This is a genomic window from Blautia sp. Marseille-P3201T (genome assembly GCF_900120295.1).
Taxonomy (GTDB): Bacteria; Bacillota; Clostridia; order Lachnospirales; family Lachnospiraceae; genus Blautia.
On sequence record NZ_LT635468.1, the window covers coordinates 406512 to 431304 of the forward strand.

The 24793-nt window shown below is 35.2% G+C and carries 23 protein-coding genes; 6 read left to right on the forward strand and 17 right to left on the reverse strand.

Annotated elements, in window-relative coordinates; all coding sequences use genetic code 11:
- Positions 1 to 88: 88 nt before the first annotated feature.
- The 5 genes from BQ7352_RS04855 to BQ7352_RS04875 are packed head-to-tail and all read right to left on the reverse strand — an operon-like array spanning position 89 to position 4516.
- Positions 89 to 970, reverse strand: coding sequence for a DUF3881 family protein (locus tag BQ7352_RS04855; protein ID WP_072447418.1), 882 nt, complete (start codon positions 968 to 970; stop codon positions 89 to 91).
- Between the two features lie 14 nt (positions 971 to 984).
- Positions 985 to 2271: a serine--tRNA ligase gene (gene serS, locus BQ7352_RS04860; protein WP_072447420.1), complete on the reverse strand. Its 1287-nt coding sequence runs from the start codon at positions 2269 to 2271 to the stop codon at positions 985 to 987.
- A 26-nt stretch (positions 2272 to 2297) separates the two neighbouring features.
- The gene (locus tag BQ7352_RS04865; protein WP_072447421.1) at positions 2298 to 2822 is read right to left on the reverse strand and encodes a DUF4446 family protein; all 525 of its coding nucleotides are present in this window, start codon (positions 2820 to 2822) and stop codon (positions 2298 to 2300) included.
- 18 nt (positions 2823 to 2840) lie between these two features.
- On the reverse strand, positions 2841 to 3749 hold the full coding sequence (locus BQ7352_RS04870; protein WP_072447423.1) for a ParB/RepB/Spo0J family partition protein: 909 nt from the start codon (positions 3747 to 3749) through the stop codon (positions 2841 to 2843).
- Complete coding sequence (locus tag BQ7352_RS04875; RefSeq protein ID WP_072447424.1) at positions 3746 to 4516, reverse strand: ParA family protein; 771 nt, start codon at positions 4514 to 4516, stop codon at positions 3746 to 3748. The genes BQ7352_RS04870 and BQ7352_RS04875 overlap by 4 nt, the downstream gene beginning before the upstream one ends.
- 238 nt (positions 4517 to 4754) lie before the next feature.
- Between BQ7352_RS04875 and BQ7352_RS04880 the strand changes: the two genes are divergently transcribed.
- The gene (locus BQ7352_RS04880) at positions 4755 to 5708 is read left to right on the forward strand and encodes an alpha/beta fold hydrolase (protein WP_072447426.1); all 954 of its coding nucleotides are present in this window, start codon (positions 4755 to 4757) and stop codon (positions 5706 to 5708) included.
- Between the two features lie 112 nt (positions 5709 to 5820).
- On the opposite strand, the gene BQ7352_RS04885 is transcribed toward BQ7352_RS04880, so the two are convergent.
- The 12 genes from BQ7352_RS04885 to rpmH all read right to left on the reverse strand — a co-directional run bounded on the left by BQ7352_RS04885 (position 5821) and on the right by rpmH (position 17953).
- Positions 5821 to 7263, reverse strand: coding sequence for a DUF4340 domain-containing protein (locus BQ7352_RS04885; protein WP_072447428.1), 1443 nt, complete (start codon positions 7261 to 7263; stop codon positions 5821 to 5823).
- Between the two features lies 1 nt (position 7264).
- Positions 7265 to 8725, reverse strand: a complete 1461-nt coding sequence (locus BQ7352_RS04890; RefSeq protein WP_072447430.1) for a GldG family protein — start codon at positions 8723 to 8725, stop codon at positions 7265 to 7267.
- 9 nt (positions 8726 to 8734) lie between these two features.
- Positions 8735 to 9598 carry an ABC transporter permease gene (locus BQ7352_RS04895; protein ID WP_072447432.1) on the reverse strand — a complete coding sequence of 288 codons (864 nt, stop codon included), beginning with the start codon at positions 9596 to 9598 and terminating at the stop codon, positions 8735 to 8737.
- A 2-nt stretch (positions 9599 to 9600) separates the two neighbouring features.
- Entirely contained in the window at positions 9601 to 10572 is a 972-nt protein-coding gene (locus tag BQ7352_RS04900) for an ABC transporter ATP-binding protein (protein WP_072447434.1), read from the reverse strand.
- Positions 10573 to 10773: 201 nt separating this feature from the next.
- Positions 10774 to 11496, reverse strand: coding sequence for a 16S rRNA (guanine(527)-N(7))-methyltransferase RsmG (gene rsmG, locus BQ7352_RS04905; protein WP_072447436.1), 723 nt, complete (start codon positions 11494 to 11496; stop codon positions 10774 to 10776).
- Between the two features lie 14 nt (positions 11497 to 11510).
- Positions 11511 to 13394: a tRNA uridine-5-carboxymethylaminomethyl(34) synthesis enzyme MnmG gene (gene mnmG / locus BQ7352_RS04910; protein WP_072447438.1), complete on the reverse strand. Its 1884-nt coding sequence runs from the start codon at positions 13392 to 13394 to the stop codon at positions 11511 to 11513.
- A gap of 66 nt (positions 13395 to 13460) precedes the next feature.
- On the reverse strand, positions 13461 to 14834 hold the full coding sequence (mnmE, locus tag BQ7352_RS04915) for a tRNA uridine-5-carboxymethylaminomethyl(34) synthesis GTPase MnmE (protein ID WP_072447441.1): 1374 nt from the start codon (positions 14832 to 14834) through the stop codon (positions 13461 to 13463).
- A 252-nt stretch (positions 14835 to 15086) separates the two neighbouring features.
- Positions 15087 to 15884: an RNA-binding cell elongation regulator Jag/EloR gene (gene jag, locus BQ7352_RS04920; RefSeq protein WP_072447443.1), complete on the reverse strand. Its 798-nt coding sequence runs from the start codon at positions 15882 to 15884 to the stop codon at positions 15087 to 15089.
- Between the two features lie 19 nt (positions 15885 to 15903).
- A complete protein-coding gene (locus BQ7352_RS04925) occupies positions 15904 to 17172 on the reverse strand; it encodes a YidC/Oxa1 family membrane protein insertase (RefSeq protein ID WP_072447514.1) in 1269 nt (422 codons plus the stop codon).
- 45 nt (positions 17173 to 17217) lie between these two features.
- Positions 17218 to 17427, reverse strand: coding sequence for a membrane protein insertion efficiency factor YidD (gene yidD, locus BQ7352_RS04930; protein WP_039925190.1), 210 nt, complete (start codon positions 17425 to 17427; stop codon positions 17218 to 17220).
- Positions 17399 to 17770 carry a ribonuclease P protein component gene (gene rnpA / locus BQ7352_RS04935; protein ID WP_072447445.1) on the reverse strand — a complete coding sequence of 124 codons (372 nt, stop codon included), beginning with the start codon at positions 17768 to 17770 and terminating at the stop codon, positions 17399 to 17401. Before rnpA ends, yidD begins: the two co-directional genes overlap by 29 nt.
- 48 nt (positions 17771 to 17818) lie before the next feature.
- On the reverse strand, positions 17819 to 17953 hold the full coding sequence (gene rpmH, locus BQ7352_RS04940; protein ID WP_003021823.1) for a 50S ribosomal protein L34: 135 nt from the start codon (positions 17951 to 17953) through the stop codon (positions 17819 to 17821).
- 745 nt (positions 17954 to 18698) lie between these two features.
- Between rpmH and dnaA the strand changes: the two genes are divergently transcribed.
- The 5 genes from dnaA (at position 18699) to gyrB (ending at position 24772) form a co-directional block, all read left to right on the forward strand.
- Positions 18699 to 20063, forward strand: coding sequence for a chromosomal replication initiator protein DnaA (gene dnaA / locus BQ7352_RS04945; protein WP_072447447.1), 1365 nt, complete (start codon positions 18699 to 18701; stop codon positions 20061 to 20063).
- A 279-nt stretch (positions 20064 to 20342) separates the two neighbouring features.
- Positions 20343 to 21455, forward strand: coding sequence for a DNA polymerase III subunit beta (gene dnaN, locus BQ7352_RS04950; protein WP_072447449.1), 1113 nt, complete (start codon positions 20343 to 20345; stop codon positions 21453 to 21455).
- A gap of 11 nt (positions 21456 to 21466) precedes the next feature.
- Positions 21467 to 21676, forward strand: coding sequence for an RNA-binding S4 domain-containing protein (locus BQ7352_RS04955; protein ID WP_072447451.1), 210 nt, complete (start codon positions 21467 to 21469; stop codon positions 21674 to 21676).
- An 8-nt stretch (positions 21677 to 21684) separates the two neighbouring features.
- The gene (recF, locus tag BQ7352_RS04960; RefSeq protein WP_072447453.1) at positions 21685 to 22770 is read left to right on the forward strand and encodes a DNA replication/repair protein RecF; all 1086 of its coding nucleotides are present in this window, start codon (positions 21685 to 21687) and stop codon (positions 22768 to 22770) included.
- A gap of 76 nt (positions 22771 to 22846) precedes the next feature.
- Positions 22847 to 24772 (forward strand): DNA topoisomerase (ATP-hydrolyzing) subunit B, encoded by a 1926-nt coding sequence (gene gyrB, locus BQ7352_RS04965; RefSeq protein ID WP_072447455.1) that lies wholly within the window; start codon positions 22847 to 22849, stop codon positions 24770 to 24772.
- Positions 24773 to 24793: the final 21 nt, after the last annotated feature.

Here is a 24793-nt window from a genome sequence, read left to right on the forward strand (position 1 = left end):
CATCAAAGTACATATTCTTTTAATCCGTACCTAATCATACTATAAAAAGGCTTATCCGTCAAGACGGATAAGCCTTTAAAACCAATCATTAATATTGAAAATCAACATATCCCTGCAGCCACACAACGCCTTTAAAGCGTCTGCCCACCTGAGGTTCACCCATTAAATCCTGTTCATTAATACATATGTCAAATTCAATATCATTACATCCAATACGCATTTTATAGACCGCGTCCTTTGTCATAGTGTTATATACCTTTTCCAGTTCCAGAATTTCACCCATAACACTATACAAATCACACTCCATTCCATAGGGCATAAAATATGTATCTACAATACTGTAAATATCTTCTTCCATCACTCTTTTGGAAATCATTGCATACATATCCATATCCTCTATAGTCAGGCTTTCCATGGCTTCCTCATCACCATTTTTTGCAGCTGCAATCAGACGTCCTCTGTTAATGGTATTATCCCGGTGTTTCTCCTCCTGCCCTTCTTTTTTCAAAGTTGGAAATAAGATTTTTCCACTCTTTGCCAGGCCCGATAAAATCACACCTCTTACATCTGTAACATAATTTCCCCTGCTTCGCTGTGTTAAATATTCACCTGCATTTTGCAGATAAAAGATAATAGTCACTCCAATACGCATATCGTCACATGCTCCGGCAAAAGACTCCTGACCTGCATGTTTTTCAATAATTACCTCTTCCTGTAAGGTAATGCCTGTGCCAAAAAAATACGGAAAATAATATTCCATTTGGAACTCATTATTTTCATCATATTCTCCGCACACAACAATGCCAAAGTCATCTCCATATTTCTTCACCAGCTCCGTAAAGAAATGTCCTGCTCTATCAGCTGCTACGATTTTTTCATCGTATTCATTTATTACATTATTCAAAATCATATCCAGATCTTTTTTACCGGATATCCCTGAAAAACCAACTGCTTTTAAATAACTGTGCAAGGAGTACCTCCTTCTTATTTATTCGGTTTGATTTCACTCATACCACCCATGTATGGTCTTAAAGCTTCCGGAATTCTTACAGAACCATCTGCCTGTAAATTATTTTCCAGAAATGCGATTAACATTCTTGGTGGTGCAACAACTGTATTATTTAATGTATGAGCAAGATATTTTTCGCCCTTGCCGTTTACACGGATTTTTAATCTTCTTGCCTGTGCATCTCCTAAGTTAGAGCAGCTTCCCACTTCGAAGTACTTCTTCTGTCTTGGAGACCATGCTTCTACGTCCACGGATTTCACTTTCAAATCTGCCAAATCTCCGGAACAACATTCTAAAGTTCTTACCGGAATATCCATAGAACGGAATAAATCTACGGTGTTCTGCCATAATTTATCAAACCACATCGGGCTTTCTTCCGGTTTACAAACAACAATCATTTCCTGCTTTTCGAACTGATGAATTCTGTAAACACCTCTTTCTTCCAGACCGTGAGCTCCTTTTTCTTTACGGAAACATGGAGAATAACTTGTCAGTGTTTTTGGCAATTCTTCTTCCGGAATAATTGTATCAATGAATTTACCAATCATAGAATGCTCACTTGTTCCGATCAGATATAAATCCTCTCCCTCGATTTTATACATCATAGCATCCATTTCCGCAAAACTCATAACACCTGTAACAACATCACTTCTAATCATGAAAGGTGGAATGCAATAAGTAAATCCACGATTAATCATAAAATCTCTTGCATAGGAAATAACTGCTGAATGGAGTCTCGCAATATCTCCCATAAGGTAATAAAATCCGTTTCCGGCTACTTTTCTTGCACTGTCTAAATCAATACCATTAAAACTTTCCATAATATCTGCATGGTATGGAATTTCATAATCAGGAACCACTGGTTCACCATATTTCTGCACTTCTACATTTTCGCTGTCATCTTTTCCAATTGGAACAGACGGATCAATGATATTCGGAATTGTCATCATAATTGTTTTGATTTTTTCTTCTACTTCTTTTTCTTCTGCTGACAGTCTTTCCACAGTTTCAGCGTTTGCTGTAACCTGTTTTTTTGCCTCTTCAGCTTCTTCTCTTTTCCCTTCTTTCATTAATCCACCGATCATTTTGGAAATTTTATTTCTTTCCGCTCTCAGTGCTTCTACTTCCTGTTTAATTTCACGGTTTCTCTTATCCAGTTCAATTACTTCATCTACCATAGGAAGTTTATTATCCTGAAATTTATTTCTAATGTTCTGTTTTACTACCTCTGGGTTTTCTCTTAAAAATCTAATGTCTAACATATTTTCTCTCCTTTTAGTTTACATAACTATATATCAAATTCATTTTCTTCCGCTCCGAAGTTAATTGCGGTTTTCAGAGCTTCCATTTCTTCTTCACTAAGTCTTATATAGGATTCTCCATTTACGATTTCTTTAATATAAAGAAAACAATTTTCTCTGCTATGAATAGCATTTAATAAAAATCCTGTATTATTAGTATCTAACATTGCCAAAACAAAACTTAATTTGCCTCCCATATCCTCAAAAGCATCATATTTTACAATTCCATACTTATTCAAGGACATCTTCTGCATTTTTTCCAGTTTAGCAACATTTTCTGCATTTAATTCTAATTCTACAGCCAGTTTTTCAATTAAATCAAACTTTCGCTTAAAAAGTTTTTCTAATGACTGTCCATCTTTACCTTTCATGAAAATTGCATACTTTTTACTAAGCCGATTAAGTCCTAAGGATAGATTAAATACACATACTAATAGTATAACCACAACCACTAAAAGCATGAGTAATAAAATACCGGAATAAGACTGAATACTACTTACAAATTTCTCCATAGTGTTCTGCACAGCTCCTTATCTGACACTCTCTAAAAGTTCCACAATACGCTCTAATTCATCCTGAGAATAATATTCAATCTCAATTTTACCCTTTTCATTATTTCTACGACGAATTGCAACTTTTGAGCCAATAATTCCTTTGATTTTTTCCTCTAACTGCTCATAGACTAAATCCTGAGCCGTATCTTTTGCTTTTTGTTCTTTCTTTGGTGTGGGATTTAAAAATTCCTTTACTAATTTTTCTGTTTCTCTTACGTTCAGCTTTTCATCAAATACTTTTACTGCAGCTGTATACTGGCTGTCCTTTTCTTCTATTGCCAGAAGCGCCCTTGCATGACCTGTAGAAATCATTTCATCAATAAGCATTTGCTGTACTCTTTCATCTAACTTTAAAAGTCGCATAGAATTCGTAACTGCTGTTCGGCTCTTAGCAACTCTCTCCGCTATTACGTCTTGTTTTAAATGAAATTCATCAATGAGTCTTCTATAAGCTGCCGCCTCTTCTATGGGATTTAAATTTTCCCTTTGAATATTTTCAATTAAAGAAATTTCTACTGTTTCCTGTTCTGTAAGCTCCTTAACAATCACAGGAACTTCTTTAATTCCAGCCAGTTTCGATGCTCTCCATCTTCTTTCACCGGCAATGATTTCAAAATAATCGCCTTTTTGTTTTACTAATAAAGGCTGCAAAACACCAAACTGTTTAATAGACTCCGCCAATTCCAATAAAGCATCTTCATCAAATTGCTTTCTCGGCTGTTTTCTGTTTGGTTCCACTTGTGTAAGTTTCACTTTAAGTACTGAATTTTCTTTTTTTTCCTTAGGAGCAGTCGTTTTCTTTGCAGTTGTTGTTCTTGGCTTTGATGCCGTTTCACTAATCATTGCATCAAGTCCTCTACCTAATCCGCCTTTTCTTGCCGTCATTCCTCTTCCTCCCTAGCTAATACTTCTTCCGCCAAAAGGCGATAACTCTCTGCACCTACAGATTTTGTATCATATAGATTGATTGGAATGCCATAACTAGGCGCTTCTGCCAAGCGTACATTTCTAGGAATAATGGTTTTGTAAATTGATTGATGTAAATTTTCTTTTACGTTTTCCACCACTTGTAAAGAAAGATTTGTTCTTGCATCATACATGGTAAATACAACGCCTTCAATAATTAATTCTGGATTTAATCTTTCCTGTACTAATTCAATTGTATGAATTAACTGTGTTAATCCTTCCAGCGCATAATATTCGCATTGAATTGGAACTAATACAGAATTTGCAGTTGTCATAGCATTGATTGTAAGTATGTTTAAAGAAGGAGGACAGTCCATGATAATAAAATCATATTTTTCTTTAACGGTATCAATATGATTTTTCAATAAATATTCTCTTCCCTCTACACCTACTAACTCAATTTCGGCTCCTGCCAAATTCATGTTTGATGGAATTAAAGATAAATTTTCAATCACATTTTCAATAATACAATCCTTTAGTTCGCACTCTCCTACAAGAAGCTCATATAAAGTAGCTTCTGCATTATCTTTATCCACACCCACACCACTTGTTGTGTTTCCCTGTGGATCAATATCAATCAATAATACTTTTTGATTTAATTCTGCAAGACATGCAGAAAGATTGATAGCAGTAGTAGATTTCCCTACACCGCCCTTTTGATTTGCGATTGCAATAATTCTTCCCACTTGAATTTCCCCTTATTGTGTTGAAATGTCTTATATCTAATAGTTCAAAACTCATTATAACACCTTTCCATTTTTAATGCTATACTAATGTTTCACGTGAAACATTATTTTATGTTTTTTTTAGATACATAAATGTTTCACGTGAAACATTTTCCAGTTTAAGACTTTTTCTTGTATAATTTCTTTCAATGTTTTATAATATATGTATATATTTTTTCTTTCAGGAGGCTGATGAATTATGAAAAAAAACAAACATAAACTTCTCACAGCCGGTATTCTCTTTACCGCTGCTACCGGAGTTATTCATATAGTTAATCATGCTATATTTGCTACCGCTACATTAAAAGATTTATTGAAGTCTTCCGCAAGTAATTACTATGACTGGAGATTTGGAAAAGTATATTATAAGAAGAAAGGACATGGTACTCCTCTCTTACTAATCCATGATCTAACTGTTTACAGTTCTGCATATGAATGGAATAAAGTTATAGATAAGTTGGCAGAAAATCATACTGTATATGCTTTAGATTTACTAGGATGTGGACGTTCTGAAAAGCCTAAAATCACATATACCAATTATTTATATGTGCAACTCATATCAGACTTTATTAAGAATGTTATACATGAAAAAACAGATATTATTGCCAGTGGTTTTTCAAGTTCATTTGCTCTGCTTGCTTGCCATAACGAGTCTGAATTATTTGGGAAATTAGCGTTAATCAATCCGCCTACTTTATCCATTCTTTCTAAAATACCAAGCAAACGAAGCAAATTCTATAAATTTGTATTAGAAATTCCTGTTTTTGGAACTTTAATATATAATATGAGAACTTGCCAAAGTAATATCCAATTATTACTTACAGAGCAATATTTATTTAATCCGTTTTTAGCTTCTGCTGAACTTATAGACACTTACTATGAGTCCTCTCACAAAGGATACGGAAACTCTAGATTTTTATTATCCAGCATCGTAGGTAATTATACTAACAATAATATTTCACATGCATTGAAAGAAATCAATAACAGTATTGTTATTATTAACGGAGAAGCTGAACCATTAAAAGAAGAAACAAAAGAAAACTACTTAAAATACAACCCTGCTATTGAGCATTTTAATATTTCCAAAACAAAACATCTTCCTCAACTGGAAAATCCAAACAGTCTTTTGGAAATACTTAATATATGTATCTAGTACAGCGAAAAATAAATTTCTGCTATATTGATGCACTAAAAAGGGAGATTTACACGAAACACTCTAATGTAAATCTCCCTTTTTAAATTTCTAATGTTTCACGTGAAACATTTTACTTTTTCTGATTTTCAATCATTTCATCAAATGCTTCTACCATTTCTCTTACTTTCATTTTATTAACAAGCATTTGACTTCCATCTGTTTTTGTTACTAAATAGAAGTTTTCGTCATAAGGATAGTAAGTAACTGTATCCTGTACTCCGCCTTCTTTTTCAAAAGTAATAACAATTTCTGCGTTTTCTCCATTCTGGCCTTCTGTAATTGTCTGCCATTCTAAACCACTTACTTTTGAATAAAAGTTTGAAATATCTTCATATTCAGTTTCTTCATCATTCAAATAATACTTTGTTTCTGTTGTAGTTTCTTCTGAGTCTTCTTTTTTCACTTCTGTTTCTTTTCTTGTAAGAACATAAGTTTCGTTATTTCTTTCTATGGTTATTTTGTCCATATCAGCCAAAGAATAATCCGTTACTAAAGAACTCACTAACTCTTCTGCAGCCAAATTCATTATTTCCTCTACAGTAGAAGCCGTCATGGTATAAATATAGCTGCTATCTGCTGTTTTTACATAATAGTTTCCATTTTCATCAGTATTTCCTACAAGTAAAACCAATTCTTTCTGTTCCATAACAGGCTCTTCTTCTGTCTCTTCTCTTTCTTCTGTTTCTTCTGAAGTTTCTTCATTCTCCTGTTCTTCTTCATAGAAAACTGTCACTTTTCTAGGATTATCCAATCCATAAGCTGATAAATCACTTGTATCATAGCTGACAAAGTCCACCCAGCTCAAACTTGAGAAATGACTCATGTAATCATTTACTTTAGAAGTGTCTACTGATACTTGACTTCCATCCTCTTTATATAAATTCCATAAGCCTTCGGTTTCTTCCTCTTGTAAGGTCTTCAAACCTTTCTCACTGCTAATTTCAACCTTTTGAATATTACCTACAGCAATTTGCGGTAATTCTTCCATTTCTGCTAAATCATTTTTAGCAAACTGTAAATCGGTTTTCAAAGAAGAATTTACCAGATATATTTTTTCGTTATTTCCTATACTCATATAAACACCGGAAACCGCCTCATTATCATCACCAAAATTCAAAACTGTTTGTGCATTATCTTTATCTGTAATTGTGACCTTTAATTTAGGTTCTGATAATCCATAATCTGCAACATTTTCCACATTCTCTAATTCTCTCTGAGCTTTTACAGAGGTTAATCCGGAAACAATATTAGAAACAACAGCCTGATTTAATGGAAGATTTTCATCTTCTGTATATTTCCATGTCTCCTCTTCCTGTACAAAAGTATATTGAACACCGTCATTTTCAATGGAAACCTGTGAAATATCCTCTGCCTTTACCTCGAAAGCCGTGATTTCTTTTTCTTCTGTCTGCTCTTCCTCATCTTGAGGTCCTGCTGCTCTAATACCTACATACACCCCTAGTAAAATCAGAAGTATGATAACTCCTACGATTAATCCTTTTTTATTTTTCATACTACTGCTTTCTCCTTCTCAGCCAAATTACAAAACCAATAAGTAAAATACTTACAGGTACAACAGCTGTTACGAAAATGCTCCAAAAGCTTACATCACTTGCAGGTACCATTAAAGTAGTCATATCATAAGCTTTACTTGGAATAGAAATACTATTATCTTCTTCTGTTCCACATAACCATGACAGAGACGCGGAAAGTAATTCGTAATTTGCACCTGAAACAGTTGCATTCATTTGATCATTGAATATAGCGCTTGATGCAAAATATACAATCTGAGTTTTTTTGTTTTCATCCAACTCCTCTGTAATGGATACACCTAAAGAAAACGGACCTTCTAAATCACCCTCTTCTTTTTCTGTGGTTTCCATTGCTTCCAAATCTGTCTTTTGATATGCACTGTCAGATGTAGTTAAGATACTGTCAATTTTAATTGTATCCCTTACATCTTCCAGACTCTTTATACTCTGAGATAAAGCTGTTAAAACGTATTTACTCTTTGAAGATAAGTTTGAAGTAATTTCGTGACTCTCAATATTAGGCAATAAATAATATTGATTTTGAGCAATATAGTGATCTTTATCACCTTCTAAGACAATCCCCTTTTGTGTCTGAACACCGTAATTTTCCAGGACAGAATTAAAGTTAGGCATTTCTGCATCTGTATAATCAGATAAAATAATTGCCTTTCCGCCGTTTTCTAAATAACTAATAATTTTCTCTGCTTCTTCTGCTGCAATATCAGTTTGTGGAGAGAAAATAAACAAACATGCTGTATCTTCCGGTACTGTTTCTTCTGTAAGTAAATTCAAATCACGAATTTCAATATTTGATTTCTGAATACTTTCTTTCATTGTTTCGCTCATAGAAAGCTCTTCGTGTCCTTCTAAAGTGTACAATACCGGCATATCTTCAGAAACTACATAATTAATAGCGCTTGTCAGCTGTCCTTCACCATCAAAACCCGTAACTTCCTGTGAATAAGTTTGATAATTCACAGTAGTTTCATACATATCCTGATAGTCTACAACTTTGCTTTTTTCTCCGCACTCAACAATAATACTGTTATTACTCAAATTTTCAGAAGTATATTGAGAAGCAAATTTCGGGTATACAGCAGGATCTTTCTGTTCTACTTTAATATGCTTACTTCCCTCTTCATATTTTTCCAGTAGTTTTTCAATATCACTGCTCTCTGTACCATCTTGAGCAATATAGTAAAGATTTACATCCTTTTTCAAATTTTTCAGGATTTTTTCCGTCTGCTCTCCAATGGTATATAATTTCTGACTGCTTAAGTCAAACTCTCTGTACTTTGATGGAAGTTCCTGTATTACTAAATTTAAAATTACAACAATGGCAATTACCACAGCTGTCATAGCAATGCTGTAAGAGCCATGTTTTAACATTTTTTTATTTCCTTTATTTCTGTGAATATTCACCATCTTCTTTAATTTTTTCATGTTATCCTCCTAGCTCCAACGGCGTTTTTGTATGCACTGAACAGTCAGAAATACAAATATGCAAACAACAGAAAGCATATAAACAATTCCTGTCACATCAAAAATTCCACCTACAAAATTATCAAAATGGTTTGCAATTGCAAATAAATTTAAAAACTTCTGAATAAGTCCTGTAAATATTGTAGGTTTTATAAAATATACAGCTGCTACGCCAATCACCAAAACACCGCCTACACAAGAAGAAAAAATAATATTTTTTGTGAGCTGGTAAACCACAATTCCTATTACTATTGCAATTACCAAAAATGCTACCATAGAACTTACTGCGGTATCGGAAAAAAAGCTCTCAATTCCATCCATCATATAACTGCAGAATAAAATTCCAAAAGTCAATACAGCTGCAATTACCTGACTTTCTGTAACAGAAGAAAGGAACAACCCCACAGCAATCTGCGCACATCCCAAAAAGAAAAATCCAATTACAGCCACATAAGCCATAGGGTATGATATAACACCATATTTTCCCATAATCAGTGGGTAAAAAGCGCTTATAACAACAGGTATGGCATAAATTGTCACCATACTGAGATATTTACCTAAAACAACCTTCCACACCGGAACAGGTGCCGTTAACAAGAGCTGGTCTGTGCGGTTCTTCTTTTCTTCTGCCAAAATTCTCATGGTTAATATGGGAGTAATAATTAAAAACAAAAATGTTACAGAGCTTAATGTAACTCCAAAATCAGGACTTGCATACTGCAGATTATAAGCAGTAAAATAAATGCCCAGTATCAGTAAAATAAATGCAATAAATACATATCCCACCATTGAAGTCAAATAACTTCTCAATTCCTTCTTATAGACTGCCAGCATGTTTATTTTTCTCCTTCCATTTCCTTATCTTCTAATCTTCCCTCATCATTTGTCAGTTTTAAGAATACTTCCTCCAAAGACATATTTGTAGGCTGCATTCTAAGAATTGGACATTTCACTTCTGAAAGTGCAAAAAAGATATTTTCTCTCATATCCATATCCCCTGAAATCTTTATAGTAAAGTCACATGCCCCTTCCGTCATCGAACTATGGTATGCAATATCTTCAATATTTTCTACCATACCAAGGGCATCCCGGATAACAGCTTCTTCTCCCTTTACTGTAAGTTCCAAAGAGTTCATCCCTGTCATAACTTTACTCAGATTTTCCGGTGTATCACTGGCGACTAATTTTCCCCTGTCAATAATCAGTACATGGTCACAGACCGCACTAACCTCAGAAAGTATATGGGAACTTAAAATAACCGTATGCTTCTTACCAAGGCTTTTTATTAAATCTCGAATTTCAATAATCTGCTTTGGATCCAATCCTACTGTAGGTTCATCTAAAATAATGACCTCCGGATATCCCAAAAGAGCCTGCGCCAGACCAACACGCTGTTTATATCCTTTTGAAAGATTTTTAATCAATCTCTTCTTCATATCTTCCAGTTTAGTAGTTGACATAACTTCTTTGATATTCTTCTCTCTTTCCTCTTTTGGAATAGATTTTAATTCTGCAGCAAATTTTAAATATTCCATTACGGTCATATCCTGATACAAAGGTGGTATCTCCGGTAAATATCCAATTTTTTTCTTGGCCACTTCCGGTTCATCTAAAATATTATGACCATCAATAAGAATTTCTCCCTCTGTAGAAGCAATATAACCGGTAATCATATTCATTGTCGTAGACTTTCCGGCCCCATTCGGCCCCAGAAACCCGTAAATTTTTCCTTTTTCTACTGTAAAATCTAAGTGGTCTACTGCTATATGGTCACCATACTTTTTTACTAGATTTCTTACTTCAATCAAAATGTTCCCTCCTTTATTTTGACAACACATTCTTCTTATAAAACTACTTCGTCCTTTCCATTCTATGGAAAAAATGTGATAAAAATTAGGTAAGACTGTGTTTTTTCTGTGAAAATACATGCATAATTACAAAAAGAGAGCTGTTACCTTAAACATTATTCAAAAATATTTATGTTTAAGCGTAACAGCTCTGTTTTTCTTCTATAAAATTGGTTCTTTTGTTGGAGTTCCTGCTTTTCTCGGATATTTCTTCGGTGTCCCTTTTACTTTTTTTATTACCACTAACGTTCTATCCATATCTGTCTGGTACAGCTTAAAATCCACTTCCTTTTCCAGCCTTCCTCCCAAAACAGAAATGGCTTTCTTAGCCTCTAAAACCTCTTCTGGAGCCTTTCCTGACTTGTAAGATACAAAGTATCCGCCTTCCTTTATATAAGGCATACAATACTCACTTAAAGATGCCAGACGAGAGACCGCTCTTGATACACTTAAATCATATTGCTCTCTGTGATCCGGTTTTCTGGCTGCATCTTCTGCCCTTCCATGAACTGTTTGAATACCGGTAAGTCCCAGTTTTTCTATTACTTCATTTAAAAAATTCAGCCGCTTATTTAAAGAGTCAAGCAGTGTAATCTGAAGATGGGGAAATGCAATTTTAAGAGGAATTCCCGGAAATCCAGCCCCTGTCCCCACATCAATACACGTAGAAATCTTAGTCATATCCAGCCCTTTTACAATGGAAAGACTGTCTACAAAATGCTTTAAAAGTACTTCCTCAAAATCTGTAATTCCGGTCAAATTCATTACCTTATTCCACTCAACTAAAAGCTCATAATACTGCACAAACTGCTTTTTTTGTTCTTCGTTTAACTGTATTCCATATTCTTTACAGCCTTCTTCCAGAATAGTTAAATCGTAATTCATGCCTTTTTTCTCCTCTATTTTCCTCTGCGGTAAGACTCCATATAGACCAGTAAAACAGAAATATCAGCCGGAGAAACTCCTGCAATTCTGGATGCCTGACCTATGGAAATCGGACGATATGCGTTTAATTTTTGTTTTGCTTCAATGCGAAGTCCGCTGATTGCATCATAATCAATGTCCTTTGGAAGTTTTTTATTTTCCAGCTTTTTAAAGCCTTCTACCTGCTTTAACTGGCGTCTGATATACCCGTCATACTTAATGTTAATGTTTATTTGTTCTCTTACATCATAAGGTAATTCAGGACGTTTTTTATCTAAAGGAGCTACAATATCATAAGATAATTCCGGTCTTCTGATTAAATCTCCAAGAGAAATTCCATTCTTCAAAGGGGTGCTTCCATACTGTTCTAAAAGCTCCTGCACCTCTTTTACAGCCCCCACATGAACATGTTCCATACGCTGTGTTTCTTCTTCTATTTTCTCTTTTTTCCACTGAATATAATCGTACTGCTCCTGAGTTACAAGCCCTACGTGATAGCCTTTTTCTCTCAGTCTGAGGTCTGCATTATCCTGTCTTAACAACAGACGGTACTCTGCACGGCTTGTCATCATGCGGTATGGTTCACGATTTTCTTTTGTAACTAAATCATCAATTAACACACCGATATAGGACTCTGAACGGTCTAAAATCAGCTGTTCACGACCTAAGACTTCCATTGCTGCATTGATACCGGCTACCAGTCCCTGTGCTGCTGCTTCCTCATATCCTGAGCTTCCGTTAAACTGACCGCCTGAGAATAATCCCTTAATATTTTTAAATTCTAAAGTAGGATATAACTGTCTTGCATCAATACAATCATACTCAATTGCATAAGCATTTCTCACGATTTTCGCATTCTCTAACCCCGGTACAGAATGGTACATCTCATACTGTACATCCTCCGGCAGAGAGCTTGACATTCCCCCTACATACATCTCATTTGTAGACAATCCTTCCGGTTCAATAAATACCTGATGACGATTTTTATCTGCAAATTTTACTACCTTATCTTCAATAGAAGGACAGTAGCGAGGACCTGTTCCCTCAATCATTCCTGAATATAAAGGAGAGCGGTCTAAGTTATTTCTGATAATCTCGTGTGTCTTTTCATTTGTATAAGTCAACCAGCAGGATATCTGTTCAATCTGTACGTCTTCTGGGTTTGTAGAGAAAGAAAATGGCACAACCCTTTCATCACCAAACTGTTCTTCCATTTTTGAAAAATCAATACTTCTCTTATCAATACGTGCCGGCGTTCCTGTTTTAAACCGGTACATCTCAATCCCAAGATTTTGCAAAGATTTTGTAAGGTAATTGGCTGCCTGCAGTCCATTTGGTCCTGTTGCATTGCTGATATCACCATAAATACATCTGGCTTTTAAATACGTTCCCGTACACAAAACAACTGCTTTGGTACAATATTCTGCTCCAGAATAAGTTTTTACGCCTTTTACTACCCCATCTTCTGCCATAATTTCTGTAACTTCTGCCTGACGAATGGTAAGATGCTCTGTATTTTCCAGTGTTTTTCGCATTTCTCTTGTATATTCCTGTTTATCTGCCTGCGCACGCAGAGAATGCACAGCCGGTCCTTTTGAAACATTGAGCATTTTAGATTGAATAAACGTCTTATCAATATTTTTTCCCATTTCTCCGCCCAATGCATCAATTTCTTTTACCAGATGACCTTTGGAACTACCTCCGATATTAGGATTACAAGGCATCAGTGCAATACTGTCTACACTGACAGTAAACATAATTGTTTCCAAACCAAGTCTGGCACAGGCCAGAGCAGCTTCACAGCCTGCATGTCCTGCTCCTACAATCGCCACATCATAATTTTCTGTTAGTACACTCATTTTGGCTTTCCTTTCTACATTTTCTTCTCTTTTTTAAGAAGTTATCCACATTTTTTTCTTACTTTCCTATTTTCCGGTGCAAAACTTAGAGAAAATTTCATTTACTAAATCCTCTCCCACAGACTCACCAATAATACTTCCCAGCGCCTCATAGGCATTCATTAAATCTATGGAGAAGAAATCCTCCGGCATCTGCATTTCAATACTGTTTTCTACCAGCTCCAGACTTCTTTTTGCATCCTCTAATGCTGCCTTATGACGCATATTGGTAATATAAATTTCATCATTAAAAGAGAGATTTCCTTCAAAAAACATCTCTTTAATCTGTGCTTCTAAAAGCTCAATTCCTTCTTCTTCTTTTGCAGAAACAGCGACTACCGGATGACTTGTTTTTTCCTTTAACTCACTTTCTGTAACCTGCTGCTCTAAATCCATTTTATTCAAAATAACAATCGCTTTTTTATCTTTTAAGAGCTCAATAATTTCTCTGTCATTCTCATCTAAAGGTACAGAAGAGTCTACTACATAGAGAATTAAATCTGCATCTTTTGCATTCTCTACAGCCTTTTTCACACCGATTTTTTCTACTACATCATCTGTATCACGAATACCTGCTGTATCAATCATTCTAAGAGAAATTCCATGAAGTACAATGGTTTCTTCCAGTATATCTCTGGTAGTTCCGGCAATGTCTGTTACAATGGCTCTTTCCTCTCCCACCAGTAAATTTAAAAGAGAAGATTTTCCTGCATTTGGCTTTCCTACAATGACTGTTTTGATACCTTCTTTCATGAGTTTTCCTTCTCTGACAGTATCTAAAAGTCCATTTAATTTTTCTTTTAAAAGGACTATTTCTCCTTTTAAAGTATCTCCATATCCATCAATGCTGATATGTTCAGGGTCATCTAGGGCTGACTCAATATAGGCAATCTGATAAATAATTCCCTGTCTTATTTCCTTAATTACCCTTTGTATATTTCCTCTCAACTGACTTATGGAACTCTTTAACGCATACTCATTTTTTGCATTTATTACATCAATAACTGCCTCTGCCTGAGACAAATCAATCCTTCCATTTAAAAATGCCCGCTTTGTAAACTCTCCCGGTTCTGCCGGTCTTGCTCCATATTTTATTACTGTTTCCAGCACTCTTTTCATGGCAAGAACACCGCCATGACAGTCAATTTCTACTGTATTTTCTCCTGTATAACTTCTGGGTGCATCCATAATCATTACCAGAACTTCATCTATTACTTCATCCTCATCACAGATAAAACCATACTGAATAGTGTGTGAGGGAACATTCTCAATTCGCTTTTTTCCGCCTTTAGAACGATATATTTTACCTGCAATTTCCCTGCTCTTGGGGCCACTGATACGAATAATTCCAATTCCCGATGCAGTCATAGCCGTCGCAACAGCTGCAATGGTATCTGCCATAATTTTCTCCCTTCTTTTGCTTTTTCAATATGGCTATAATATTCACAACAAACACGTCGCCTTTTTTATTTTTCTGCGCCGCTTAAAGATGCTCAAAAAATTGCAAAATACTTCTATCATTTGCTGTGAATATTATAGCTTATATTAAAAGCATACATAATATAAATAATTATTTTGTATAAAAAGAAATTCTAGGAAAAAGCGCAGGGATTTCCCCTATTATTCACGCTTTCACCTAGAATAATCTGTTTACTATCTGTTTTTCAGTTTTACTACCACATGACGATATGGTTCGTTTCCTTCGCTGTAGGTTTCTACATAGCGATTTCCCTGTAATGCAGAATGAATAATTCTTCTTTCATAAGGGTTCATTGGCTCAAGAGAAACGGTTTTTCTTGTTTTTCTTACTTTGTAAGCAATACTTCTTGCCAGATTTTCCAGCGTTTCTTTTCTTCTGTTACGGTAATCTTCTGTATCAAGTTTTACACGAACATAACCCTGTGTTCCCTTATTTACTACAAGACTTGTAAGATACTGTAAGGAGTCCAAAGTCTGTCCTCTCTTACCGATGAGAATACCCATATCGCTGCCAATAAATTCAATATCAAGATTTCCCTCAGAAGCTTTATATTCCATCTTGATTTCCACTTCCATATTCATGGCTTTGAAAACTCCGCTTAAGAATTTTTCTGCTTCTGCCTTCATATTTTCAATTTCTTCTTCGCTTCTTACAACTACTTTTTTCTCTTCATGTGGCTTTTCTGTTTCTTTTTCAATCTCTTTTACAATTTCAGGTTCAGCTTCTTTTACCGGCTTTACCTCTTCCTTAACTTTTTCAACTGTTTTTTTCTTTTGTTCCTTTGGTAAGGATTTTTCAACTTCTTTTTTTGCTGCTTTAATAATTGCCGGCTTTGCACCGAAACCTAAAAATCCTGCTTTTCCCTCAGAAACAATCTGAATTTCAAGGTTTTCACTGGATACTTCAAATTCAAGACTTGCCTTTGTAATGGCTTCATCTACTGTTTTAGCAGAAAACTCTCTGAATTCCATCTTTTTTCCCCCTTACCTTCTATTTCTTTTTTCCTTTGTTATTTGCATCAAATTGTGCTACCATATTTGCCTTTGACGCCAGACTGCCCGGCTTTGTTTTTGGAACTTCCACAGTATATGCTGCTGTATTCTTTACAGAATTGCTCTTTTCCGCAATAGTCTTTTTCTTTGGCTCTTCAATGTTACGCACATTCATTTTGGCCTGCTGACTGATATTCTGGGAAGTAACACCTAATTTTGCCTTTTTCTTATCCATTTTTGCTTTATTCTTCTGAATAAATTCTTCCATGTTCATATTATTCAGATGTCTGTTAATAATAACCTGCTGAACACTTCTGATTACCGCACCAATAATCCAGTAAATACCAATACCTACCGGGAATGTGAAACAGATAAAAGCTGTCATAAGCGGCATGAATGTATTCATAGTCTTCATAGTTGTTTCCATCTGAGACGGTGTACCGTTGCTTGTATTAGACGCTGTCTGAACAAGCTTCATGTTCAACACCTGTGTACCCCATGCCAGTACAGGAATTAAAATTGCTGCAATAATCAACAGATAATGCTGTGTAGACCAGCCTGACTGAATTAACGCCCATGGGTTATCTGCAATGTTCAATCCCAGGAAGTTCTGCATTGGATGTAACTGATCTGCAGTCTGATTTAAAACATCTGCAAATCCCTGGAACTTATCAACGTCAGCCAGCTTATCCCACTGTGCAGGAGAAAGGCTGTATAAAAAGTCAACTACATGGTCGCTGCTTAATTTTCCTGACATTGGAATATAGCTGTTTTTAATCGCATTATCCTGAACAAATTTAAAAATAATATCGGAATAACCACTTACCTCTGTAATATGAGAAACCGCAGATGCAAATACATCTTTAATTCCTCCGATATATCCCGGAATTTTAATAATAACCTGATATAATGCAAAGAAAATAGGCATCTGAATTAACATCTGTAAACAGCTTCCTGTAGGAGAAACGCCGTATTTTTCATAAACACCCATGGTTTCTTCCTGCATTTTTAACTGAGAATTCTGATCCTTTTTCCCTCTATATTTCTTCTGAATATTCTGTAATTCAGGAGCCATAACTGCATTCATTTTTGCAAATTTCTGCTGTTTAATCTGCAATGGAGTCATAAATGCATAAATAACAAGTGTAAAGATGATAATACATAAACCTAAATTATGCACTCCAATGCTGTAAATGCCGTTCATCAGCCAGCCAAGCACTTCTGCCACCCAGTTAACAATCGGCATGGTACTCTTCGTTAGTAACACACCCAAAACAATAATCCTCCTTCTTAACTTTTATCTCCTGATAAATTATGGCACAGGATCATAGCCCCCCTTAGAAAAAGGGTTGCATCTTAATATACGCCAGGCAGCCAAAAGGCTCCCTTTTACCGCACCATATTTTTCAATTGCTTCTAATCCGTATTGAGAACATGTAGGTATATATGGACAACATGTCCTTTTCAAAGGAGATAAATACTTCTGATAACCTTTAATCAATATAATTAGTATTTTTTTCATTCTCTTTACTTCTCACAACCTTGTGCAGCCTTCCCAAATGTAAAAGGGCACTTTCTAAAGAATGGTAATTCTGATTTTTTCCATTCACTCTTACCACTACTACAATATCATATCCACAACAAAACTTTTCTTCGTTTAAACGGTAGCTTTCTCTTATTAAACGTGTCAAATGATGCCTTACTACACTATTACCGACTTTTTTACTTACGGATATACCAATTCTGTTACGATTCAACTGGTTTTCCTTAATATACATAACCAGATAACGATTTGCATATGATGTTCCCGATTTGTAAACCAGTTGAAAATCGTTGTTCTTTTTTAATGATTCTGAATACTTCATACTCTATCCTTTACCGCAAAGAGAAGAAAAGACCACATGTCTGCGGTCTTAAGCTGATAATTTTTTTCTTCCTTTTGCTCTTCTAGCAGCTAAAACTTTTCTTCCGCCAGCACTGCTCATTCTAGCTCTAAATCCATGAACTTTGGAACGCTGTCTTTTTTTAGGCTGAAATGTCATTTTCATATTCAAGGCACCTCCCTTATATTAATGGACATCTTTCCGATAACAATTTAATTTAGATGTCACTTCTAGTTATGCATGATAGAAAACATCATTTCAATTATATTCAGAAACCCTTATTTCGTCAAGCACTTATTTACGTTTTCTGCGGTTTTTTCAACGGTTTTGGCTATCCACACACCTTCCACAATATATCCACATCAAAATTTTACATTTTCTCTTTAACTAAATTTATCCATTTTTCTATACACAGAGTTATTCACATTTTTTCAGTTCACATAAGTTTATCCACAAAATGTGGATAACATGTGGATAACTCATACCAGATATTCACATTGTTTCCCCATATATTTTTCAAAATCCTTATTTTTCAAGGTTTTTCGACATGTGGATTGTGTTTTTTATGTTATACACATTTTTCACATTTCTATTTTTCCACATCTTTTCCCATAAATCTTGTCCTCATTTTCCACACTCCTCTATCCACATGCACACATTTCCATTTTTCTCTGTTTTTTTCACCTTTTTTAAAATATTCTTTCTATATATAATGTAGTTCTCAAAGTTTTCCACATACCAACATTTCCTTAAACGCCGGATTTTTAATTTTTCATTGATAAAAATCCTTTTTTATTATATTATATAGATAATAATACTTTTTTTTGCCTATGATTGAATGAGGTAATCAGTCAATCATATATTTTTGTGTTTTAAAACCGGCATATAATACTTATTAGGAGAAATGAAGATGCACATAATACAGGAAAAGTGGTCAGATATTCTAAATATGATTAAAATCGAACATGATGTGTCTGATGTTTCCTTCAACGCATGGCTTGAACCTTTAGAGGTTTATAAAGTAGAAGGAAATGTTGTGACAATTATTGTTACAAACGGGAGCATGGCATTAGATTATATTAATAAAAAGTACCTTCTCCCTTTAAAAGTCTCCATTGCAGAGACTATTGGACAGGATTTTGAAATTTCTCTTGTCCTTCCTGAAGATATTAAAGAGGAATTTAAAGAACCTCCGGCGGCAGCCCCTGCAAGCTTAAATGAAAATATTGAAAAAGCAAACTTAAATCCCCGCTATACTTTTGATACTTTTGTTGTGGGAAATAACAACAAAATGGCACATGCCGCATCTTTGGCAGTTGCCGAATCTCCGGGGGAAGCCTACAACCCGCTTTTTATCTATGGTGGTGTAGGTCTTGGTAAAACTCACTTAATGCATTCCATAGCACATTTTGTATTACAGAAAAATCCAAGTGCAAAAGTTTTATATGTAACAAGTGAGTATTTTACAAACGAACTGATTGACTCTATTCGAAATGGTAATAATACCACTATGTCAAAGTTCCGTGAAAAATATAGAAATATTGATGTTTTATTAATTGATGATATTCAGTTTATTATAGGAAAAGAATCTACTCAGGAAGAATTTTTCCATACTTTTAACGCTCTTCACGGAGCTAAAAAACAGATTGTCATTTCATCTGATAAACCGCCAAAAGATATGGAAATTCTGGAAGACCGCCTTCGTTCTCGTTTTGAATGGGGCTTAATTGTCGATATTTCTTCTCCTGATTATGAAACCAGAATGGCAATTCTTCGAAAAAAAGAAGAACTGGATGGTTACAAAATTGATGATGAAGTTATTGAATATATTGCAAAAAATGTAAAATCAAATATTCGTGAATTAGAAGGTTCCTTAAATAAAATTATGGCTTACGCCAATCTTGAAAAAAGCGAAATTAACCTTGCTTTAGCCGAAAAAGTATTAAAAGATATTATTTCTCCTAATCAGAAGCGCATCATTACACCGGAACTTATTATAGAAGTTGTTGCAGAACACTTTGATCTGCAGCCTTCCGACCTTACCGGCAATAAACGAAATGCAAAAATTGTATTTCCACGACAAATTGTTATGTATTTATGCCGCAATATGACAGAAGTAACTTTAAAAAATATCGGAAAAGTTCTTGGTGGCAGAGACCATACTACAATTATGAACGGAATTGATAAGATTGAAGCAGAATTAAATGGTCCAAATGCAGCTCCTACACAGGAAATTATTGATATTTTAAGAAAGAAAATCAATCCATCAAAATAGGGTAATTTTTATCCACACCTGATGGTGTATATTATGTGAATTATATGTGGAAAACCTTTTTTGAAATTTTTGCGGTTTTTAACCCACATTTTTATCAACAGGTTCTACACCTGAATTTCAACCTTAACCCACAAAGTTATCCATACGCTTAAAGCCCGTATTTTCTAAGGTTTCATAAGTTATTCACATATTCACAGCCCCTACGGCGGTTACTACGAATTTTTTATTCTTTTATATTTTTATTTAACCACTTCACACAGAAAGGAAGTTATTCACACTATGAAATTAGTTTGTCCGAAATCTGAACTTCAAAAAAGTGTCAGTATTGTCATGAAAGCCGTTCCCGGCAAAACAACTATGCCTATTTTAGAATGTATTCTTATTGATGCTTCAACAAATGATATTAAATTTACATCGAATGATATGGAATTAGGCATCGAAACCCGCGTTCAGGGATTAGTTTTAGAAAAAGGCATTATTGCTTTAGATGCAAAAATCTTTTCAGAAATTGTTCGTAAACTTCCGGACAATGATGTTACTATTGAAACTGATGAAAAATTAAATGCAACAATTACCTGTGAAAAAGCAAAATTTAATATTCCCGGTAAATCAGGTGAAGATTTTTCTTATTTACCTTTAATAGAAAAAAATGATTGTATACGGGTTTCACAGTTTACTTTAAAAGAAATAATTCGTCAGACGATTTTTTCCATTGCTGTTAATGAAAACAATAAATTGATGACAGGTGAACTTTTTCAGATAGAAAATAATATGTTAAGAGTTATTTCTCTTGACGGACATCGTATTTCTATCAGAAAAATCGCTTTAAAAGAAAACTGTGAAGACCGCAAAGTAGTTGTTCCGGGAAAAACATTAAATGAAATCAGTAAAATTTTATCCGGTGAACTGGAAGATATGGTTGAGATTTATCTTTCTGCAAATCATATTTTATTTGAATTTGATGATACAAAAGTTGTTTCTCGTTTAATTGAAGGAGAATACTTTAAGATTGACCAGATGCTTTCCAGTGATTATGAAACAAAAGTAAAAATTAATAAAAAAGAATTTTTAGATTGTATTGACAGAGCCACACTTCTTGTAAAAGAAGGTGATAAAAAGCCAATTATTATCAATATTCAGAATGGACAGATGGAGCTTCGCATTGACTCACAGATCGGTTCCATGAAAGAAGATATTGATATTGAAAAAGAGGGTAAAGATATTATGATCGGTTTTAATCCGAAGTTTTTAATTGATGCCCTTAAGGTAATTGATGATGAAGAAGTCAGCATTTATCTTATGAATGCTAAGGCTCCATGTTTTATCCGTGATGATAATCAGCAGTATATTTATCTGATTTTGCCTGTAAACTTTAATGCTGTCAGCAGATAAAAGGAGAAAAAATGGAAGTAATTAAGCTTAGAGATGAATTTATAAAGTTAGGCCAGGCTTTAAAAGCCGCAAATTTGGTGGAAGACGGTGTTGAAGCCAAGTATGTCATTCAGGATGGCGAAGTTATGGTGAATGGGGAAACAGATACCAGACGAGGCCGTAAATTATATGATGGTGATGTGATTTCTTTCCATGGAGAAGAAATTAAAATTGTAAAATAGGTGTATACATGTATATCGAATCAATAGAACTTAAAAATTACAGAAATTATGACGCATTGGCATTAGAATTTGATAAGGGAACCAATATTTTTTATGGGGATAATGCCCAGGGAAAAACAAATATACTGGAAGCTGCATATTTATGCAGTACAACAAAATCCCACAGGGGGAGTAAGGACAGAGAGATGATAAAGTTCGATGCGGATGAGGCGCATATCCGTATGTTTGTAAATAAAGACGGTATATCTCGTAAAATTGACATGCACTTAAAGAAGAGCAAGCCAAAAGGAATTGCCATAGATGGAATTCCTATCCGCAAAGCCAGTGAATTGTTTGGTATTTTAAATATTGTGTTTTTCTCGCCTGAGGACTTAAATATTATTAAAAATGGTCCGGGGGAGAGAAGGCGTTTTATGGATTTGGAACTATGCCAGCTGGATAAACTTTATTTATCCGGTTTATCCAGTTATAATCATATTCTGAACCAGAGAAATAAGCTTTTAAAGGATATTGCCTTTCAGGAGTCCCTGAAAGACACTTTAGAAGTCTGGGATCAGCAGTTTGTACAATACGGTAAAGAAATTATTGAAACACGCCGCAGGTTTATTGATGAGATAAATGGTATTATGGAGGAGATACATAGCAGTATCACCGGAAACCGTGAAAAAATAGAGCTGGTTTATGAACCCAGTGTAACCAGTGAGGAATTTTATCATGAACTTTCCAGAAACAGAGAAAAAGACTGCCGCTTTAAGCAGACCTCCGTAGGACCTCACAGAGATGATTTTTGTGTAAAGGTCAATGGAATTGATATTCGCAGATATGGCTCTCAGGGACAACAGCGGACTGCTGCACTGTCTTTAAAGCTTTCGGAAATTCACATGGTTAAAAAAGTGATAAAAGATATGCCGGTTCTGCTTTTGGATGATGTTTTGTCAGAGCTTGACTCGAACCGGCAGAATTATCTTTTAAACAGCATCAGTCATGTGCAGACTATGATTACCTGTACAGGCTTAGATGATTTTATAGATAAAAGGTTTCATATCAACAAAATTTTTAAAGTAATAGATGGAAATGTATTTTGTCCTTCCTGAATGAAAGGTTTACATAATACATATAACAAAGAAAACTGAGCAACTACCGGATTTACCGGAAAACAGGAGGAATTGCATGAGTACAGAAATTAAAACAGAGTACGGAGCAGACCAGATTCAAATTTTGGAGGGACTTGAAGCAGTCAGAAAAAGACCGGGTATGTATATCGGCAGCACTTCTTCAAGAGGTCTTCATCATCTGGTTTATGAAATCGTAGATAATGCAGTAGATGAAGCTTTGGCAGGCTATTGTGATACTATTGATGTAGCAATCAATGAAGACAATTCAATTACAGTTATTGATAATGGACGTGGAATTCCTGTTGGAATTAACCAGAAGGCAGGTATTCCGGCTGTTGAAGTTGTATTTACAATTCTCCATGCAGGCGGTAAATTCGGCGGTGGGGGATATAAGGTATCCGGCGGTCTTCATGGCGTAGGTGCATCTGTAGTAAACGCACTTTCCACATGGCTTGAGGTAACAATTTTTAACGAAGGAAAAATTTACAGACAGAGATATGAAAGAGGAAAAACTGTCTATAGCCTGAAGGTGGTAGGGGAATGTGAACCGGAGAAAACAGGAACTATGGTTACTTTTTTACCGGATCCGGAAATTTTTGAAGAAACAATTTTTGATTTTGGAATATTAAAACATCGTTTCAGAGAAATTGCCTTTTTGACAAAAGGTTTGAAAATTATTGCAAGAGATAAACGTGAAGAAAAGGAAAAAGAAGTAACTTTCCACTATGAAGGTGGTATTAAAGAATTTGTTCAGTACCTGAATAAGAGTAATACAGCGCTTTATGAGGATATTCTTTACTTTGAAGGCAATAAAGACGGTGTTATGGTAGAAGTTGCCATGCAGCATAATGATGCTTATACAGAAAATACTTATGGCTTTGTTAATAATATTACGACACCGGAAGGCGGAACACATATTGTAGGATTTCGAAATGCTCTTACAAAGACCTTTAATGAGTATGCCAGAAAGAATAAACTTCTGAAAGAAAATGAACAAAATCTTACAGGAGAGGATATTCGTGAAGGCCTGACAGCCATTATCAGTGTTAAAATCGAGGATCCTCAGTTTGAGGGACAGACAAAGCAGAAATTAGGTAACAGTGAGGCCAGAGGAGCTGTTGACGGTATTGTAAGCAATCAGCTTGAGATTTATTTGGAGCAAAATCCTGCTGTGGCGAAAATTATCATTGAGAAATCTTTGCTTTCTCAAAGAGCAAGAGATGCTGCCAGAAAGGCAAGAGAGCTTACAAGAAGAAAATCCGCTTTAGACGGAACAGCTCTGCCGGGCAAACTGGCAGACTGCGTGGACAAAGATCCAAGTAAATGTGAAATTTATATCGTAGAGGGTGACTCTGCGGGCGGTTCTGCAAAGACTGCCAGAAGCAGAGCAACACAGGCAATTTTGCCTCTGAGAGGTAAAATTTTGAATGTAGAAAAGGCACGTCTTGATAAGATTTATGCAAATGCAGAAATTAAAGCTATGATTACTGCATTTGGAACTGGCATTCACGAAGATTTTGATATTTCAAAGCTCCGTTATCACAAAATTATTATTATGACAGATGCCGATGTAGACGGCGCTCACATTGCAACACTGCTGTTGACATTCCTCTATCGTTTTATGCCGGAATTGATTAAGCAGGGCTATGTGTATCTGGCAAAACCACCGTTATTTAAAATTGAGAAAAACAAAAAAATTCATTATGCGTATACGGAACAGGAACAGGCGGATATTCTTGCCGAAATCGGCATGGATGGCTGTAACATTCAGCGTTATAAAGGTCTGGGAGAGATGGATGCGGACCAGCTTTGGGAGACAACCATGGATCCGGAAAGCCGTATTCTTATGCGTGTTGTAATGGATGAAGACTCTACATCCGAGCTGGATTTGACATTTACTACGCTTATGGGTGACAAGGTAGAGCCAAGAAGGGAATTTATTGAAGAAAATGCCAAGTATGCAAAAAATCTGGATATTTAATAACCCTGCATGATAAGGAGA